Source organism: Aeromonas sp. Y293-4, assembly GCF_027705905.1.
Taxonomy (GTDB): Bacteria; Pseudomonadota; Gammaproteobacteria; order Enterobacterales; family Aeromonadaceae; genus Aeromonas; species Aeromonas veronii.
Genome location: NZ_JAPDCI010000051.1, coordinates 1 through 3,065, shown reverse-complemented (window position 1 = coordinate 3,065; position 3,065 = coordinate 1). Strand labels below are relative to the sequence as shown.

At 62.6% G+C, this 3,065-nt stretch carries 3 protein-coding genes; all 3 read right to left on the bottom strand.

Annotation, left to right across the window (positions count from 1 at the left end; genetic code table 11):
- Positions 1-194 precede the first annotated feature (194 nt).
- Genes mphR(A) through OKC31_RS21430 form a run of 3 tightly spaced genes read right to left on the bottom strand, consistent with a single transcriptional unit; the run spans position 195 to position 2,919 of the window.
- Positions 195-779: a macrolide-binding transcriptional repressor MphR(A) gene (gene mphR(A), locus OKC31_RS21440; protein ID WP_001137892.1), complete on the bottom strand. Its 585-nt coding sequence runs from the start codon at positions 777-779 to the stop codon at positions 195-197.
- Positions 779-2,017 carry a macrolide resistance MFS transporter Mrx(A) gene (gene mrx(A) / locus OKC31_RS21435; RefSeq protein WP_000004159.1) on the bottom strand — a complete coding sequence of 413 codons (1,239 nt, stop codon included), beginning with the start codon at positions 2,015-2,017 and terminating at the stop codon, positions 779-781. The genes mphR(A) and mrx(A) overlap by 1 nt, the downstream gene beginning before the upstream one ends.
- Positions 2,014-2,919: an Mph(A) family macrolide 2'-phosphotransferase gene (locus OKC31_RS21430; RefSeq protein ID WP_000219391.1), complete on the bottom strand. Its 906-nt coding sequence runs from the start codon at positions 2,917-2,919 to the stop codon at positions 2,014-2,016. Before OKC31_RS21430 ends, mrx(A) begins: the two co-directional genes overlap by 4 nt.
- Positions 2,920-3,065: the final 146 nt, after the last annotated feature.

The window sequence follows — 3,065 nt, the reverse complement described above, 5'->3', positions numbered from 1 at the left end:
GGTAAGCAGAGTTTTTGAAATGTAAGGCCTTTGAATAAGACAAAAGGCTGCCTCATCGCTAACTTTGCAACAGTGCCCCATTTGTAAGCCGTAGACCTGAGTGGTGATCAAGACTTCGATACCACCGACCGTACCGGTACTAATCGACGACGGTCGTGTTCGTCGCCTGCCGCAGGGACTCTGCACACCTCCGTTTACGCATGTGCCTGGAGGAGTTGGAAATCGTCGTGTTCGGGAAACATTAAACACAGGATGGCAGCGATCTGAGCCAGCACATGATCAGCTAGCTCACCATCCGGATCGACGGCCCACTGCATCGTCGCGCCAGCGATGACCGAGTGCAGGAGCAACTCAGCTGCCGCAGGAGCACCTGGGGGCAGTCGCTTGCGGATCCCCTCCACCACCGCGCGGTTCCGCTGGATCGCAAGCGTGCGTAGCTCCGGCACCTGGAGCTCGTACCAGGAGATGAGATAGTTCACCGAGAAGTCGTTGCGAGTGTTCATGCTCCGAACGAGCACCTGCAAAAATTCCCAGAGCCCTTGCGGCCCTGCGCCTATCGGTATCGCATTCAGGTAATGCCGCACCTGCTCGACGCCGCGCTCCATCATCCTCACCAGCAGCGTATCGCGGTTGGTGAAGCGCTGGATTAACGCTGCGCGGGAGAGCCCCACCTCCTTTGCTACTCCGCTGAGCGTGAACTCTATGGGACCGCAACGCTTCAGCACTACGGTGGCGGCCTCGAGTACCTCGTCATCGGACTTGAGCTTGGGGCGGGGCATCAGTGTTCACCTTCTGTATGGGTTGGGGCGGAGGCTGTGGCTGCCGCCGCCATTGTAGCAAATTGAAGACGGAGCGAGAGTAGAGCCACGAGCCCCGCAAACACGGCCGATACAACGAGGCCAGGGAGCGGACCAGCAAGGTCGACAAACGCGCCGGCCGCAAGCATAACCATGGGCGAGGCTGACAGCATCACCGCCGAGACCGTGCCGAGTACCCGGCCGAGAAGTTCTGGCGGCGTGCGGTTGTAGATGGCAGCGTTGAGAATGGGAGAGACTGAGCCGGTCAGCAGTCCCACGAGCGCGCCCAACAACATCAGCACCGGCACGCCTGGCAACTGTGAAAGCAGAAGCGAGCCCACCGCAGAGCCACAAAATGCCACCGCCAGCCAGTTCTGCGCTGATATCCGGGCGCCGACCGACGCATGAATGGCAATGCCAAGGAGACCACCAGCCCCCATCATTGAGGAGAACAGCCCGAGCTCTGCTACTTGGCGTCCTGCATCTACAAACAGCGCAGGCATGATGACGCTGCCGTTGGCGCCAACGATGCCCACGAAGATCATCACTATACCAAAGAGAGGGCGCAGCAGGGGTTCGCTCCAGAGAAAAGCGACGCCGGCGCGCATGGAGAGAGTCGCCGTCGTGGTCATCGTCCGAGCGGCACGCGCGGGAAGCACCCACGCGCCGAGCAGACCTGCAAGGACGGAGCAGAACGCCGTCAGCCCGAGCGTTGGCGCAGCGCCAAGCAGGCCGATTGCGGCCCCCCCAAGGGCCGGGCCACCTAGAATCGCGACGTTCCCGATCACCGCTTTCAGTGACGAGACGCGCTCAACGGAGAGCCCGGCGACGTGGCCGAGTTTGGGCAGCTCACTGTCCTGCGCGGCCATACCGGGTGCGTCGAACGCGGCACCGAGCACCACGCAAGCGATCAGCCCAGTGTTCGAGAGGGCGCCAACGGCATCGAGCAGTGGGATGCTCGCCATGGCCACGCCGCCCACCACACCCGAGATCAATGCGACGGGCGCGCGCCCGAACCGATCGACGAGGCCACCACCAACCCACGCGCCGATGATGGTCGCGATGACGCTGCTAGCGGCCGTGGCGCCCGCCCAGGCCGCGCTCTTTGTATGAGACAGGACGAACCATGGAAGCGCGAGGGCCGCCACCGCGTTGCCGATCCGGAAGAGAAAGGTCGCCGCGAACAGCGTCGCGAGCGGGCTATATCGACGTTCGCTCATTCCGCTGCGGCGAGCTGCGCCTTCGCCGCAGCGAGGTACTCTTCGTTACCCGAGTCGAGGGCGAAGAGTGCGTAGGTGACCGCCCCGAACGCAAGGCGCTCCGCGATGTGGTGGGCGAGCCGCGGCCACACCCGGCCACCGGCCGCTTCATACGTGAGGAGGAGCTTCGCGAGCCCCTCTTCACCAAAGACCATAAGGTGCGCGGCCATGTCGATGGCAGGGTCATCAACGCGGGCCTCGCTCCAGTCGATCATCCCGCTGACGCGCTCCGTGTTGTCGATGAGCACATGGCCCACGTAGAGATCGCCATGCACCACCACGGAGAAATCTGGCCACGACGAATCGTCGTCGAGCCAGCGCTGCCACCGGTGGAGGCGCTTGTCGTTCACCACGAACTCGCGTCGGACGCGGTCAACGTCGTCGGCCACCTTCTGACGGGCCTGCGTCGGTGTACGGATGAGCATCCCCGCATCCACGGCGGCGGAAATGGGGACGGCATGCAGGGCGGCGAGCGCGGTCGCGAAGCTCTCCGCGAAGACCTCCGAGTCCTGCGGCACGACCCAGTCGGGCGTGGACGAACCAGGCTGGATGACCATCGCAGTCGAGTCTTCGAGCATGGGATAGGCAACGAGCTCGGCGTTGGCCACGCGCCAGTCCGGCACCGCGAACGGCAGGCGATTCTTGAGCATTGCCAGCACCCGCGCCTCTGGTTCGACCTTCGCGCTTACCTCGGCTCGGCGCGGGATGCGCAGCACCCACCGACGTCCATCGTCGACGGTGGCGATCACGATCCTATAGTCGAGCCCAAGCTCATTGACAGTCAGCGGGCCATGGAGCTTGAGCCCATGTCGGGCTGCAAGTGCGTACAGTTGGGAGGTATCGGCGGTCGTGACTACGGTCATGATTCACTCCTGAGGGCTTGACGGGTTTAGCCACCTAAATGTAACAGTCACGTCGGTTATATTCAATCCGGCACTGTTGCAAAGTTAGCGATGAGGCAGCCTTTTGTCTTATTCAAAGGCCTTACATTTCAAAAACTCTGCTTACC